General features: G+C 48.0%; 1 protein-coding gene and 2 tRNA genes. 2 read left to right on the plus strand and 1 reads right to left on the minus strand.

The window, feature by feature from the left end; translation table 11 throughout:
• Positions 1–65 precede the first annotated feature (65 nt).
• A complete protein-coding gene (locus EA58_RS20690; protein ID WP_036757582.1) occupies positions 66–788 on the minus strand; it encodes a YebC/PmpR family DNA-binding transcriptional regulator in 723 nt (240 codons plus the stop codon).
• A gap of 323 nt (positions 789–1,111) precedes the next feature.
• On the opposite strand from EA58_RS20690, the gene EA58_RS20695 reads away from it, so the two are divergent.
• Together EA58_RS20695 and EA58_RS20700 are read left to right on the plus strand one after the other, a co-directional pair.
• Positions 1,112–1,202: transfer RNA gene (locus tag EA58_RS20695), tRNA-Ser, on the plus strand.
• Between the two features lie 39 nt (positions 1,203–1,241).
• Positions 1,242–1,318 (plus strand) — tRNA-Asp (locus EA58_RS20700).
• Positions 1,319–1,404 lie beyond the last annotated feature (86 nt).

Here is a 1,404-nt window from a genome sequence, read left to right on the forward strand (position 1 = left end):
CTATTGGGGGTCAGTTCAATCGTTGATCAACGATTCCGGCTTTTTGTTCAGGTTAATGCGAACAATTAACCTTCGATTTCTGCATTGTGATAAACGTTCTGTACATCGTCACAGTCGTTCAGCATATCAAGGAATTTGTCGAATGCAGCAACATCGTCGCCAGCGACAGGATGCATGGCCTGAGGGACGAAAGTAATTTCTTCAACTTCCATGGTCACGTCAGGCATTGCATCAGACAGCGCATTTTTCACTTTGAAGAACTCAGTGTGCGGTGCGAATACAGTGATGACGCCATCTTCTGCTTCAATGTCTGAAACATCTACGTCAGCCATGATCAGGGCTTCCATCACAGCTTCTTCGTCGTCGCCCTTGAACTGGAATACAGCCTGGTGATCGAACATATGCGCAACGGCACCCGGTGCACCAATTTTTGCGTTGTTCTTCACAAAGCACTGGCGAACGTCCATATAAGTGCGGTTGTTGTTGTCTGTCAGGCAGTCAACAATTACAGAGCAGCCACCAGGGCCGAAACCTTCGTAACGCGCGGTTGAGAAATCTTCACCGCCGCCACCTTTGGCTTTATCGATGGCTTTATCGATCACGTGGCCCGGCACCTGATCTTTCTTCGCTTTTTCCATCAGACGGCGCAGAGACAGGTTACTGTCCGGATCTACACCACCGTTTTTCGCGCACATGTAGATCTCTTTACCGTATTTGGAGTAGACCTTGATTTTTGCGCCTTGAGTTTTAGCCATTGAGGCTTTACGAACTTCGAAACTGCGTCCCATGGGGAATCACTCTCTGTCATTGATACTTTCGATAGGTGGACTGATTTTATCAGCAGGCCCAGTCGTTAGGCTAGTCCCAAGTTGTTGCCTTCTGCCGGTAATTCGGGAGGCGGAAGTTGTCAGCTTGGGGCTGACCTGATAACCGAGGCTATTTTACCCCGTTTTCGTCGTTTTTTAGGAATGCCGACTATAAAAATCAGGCCACTAGTGATTAAAAATAGTACAAAACCATAAAAAACATCTTTTTTGGTTCAAAAAATAGACATTTGAACATCTTGGTGCTTTACAGAAAAAAAAGTGCTGGTAATATTCACCGCACTTACGGAGAGATGGCTGAGTGGTTGAAAGCACCGGTCTTGAAAACCGGCATACGTTAATAGCGTATCTAGGGTTCAAATCCCTATCTCTCCGCCACTTTCATCAGGTTGGTTGAAACCAGCATGATAAGAAATTGGAGCGGTAGTTCAGTTGGTTAGAATACCGGCCTGTCACGCCGGGGGTCGCGGGTTCGAGTCCCGTCCGCTCCGCCACTTCTTAGAAGCCCGATGCGAAAGCGTCGGGTTTTTTGTATCCAGCGCTCCAGGAAAAGTGCTGCGCACTTTGGTCGCGGGCCGGA

Source organism: Photobacterium galatheae, from assembly GCF_000695255.1.
Classification (GTDB): Bacteria; Pseudomonadota; Gammaproteobacteria; order Enterobacterales; family Vibrionaceae; genus Photobacterium; species Photobacterium galatheae.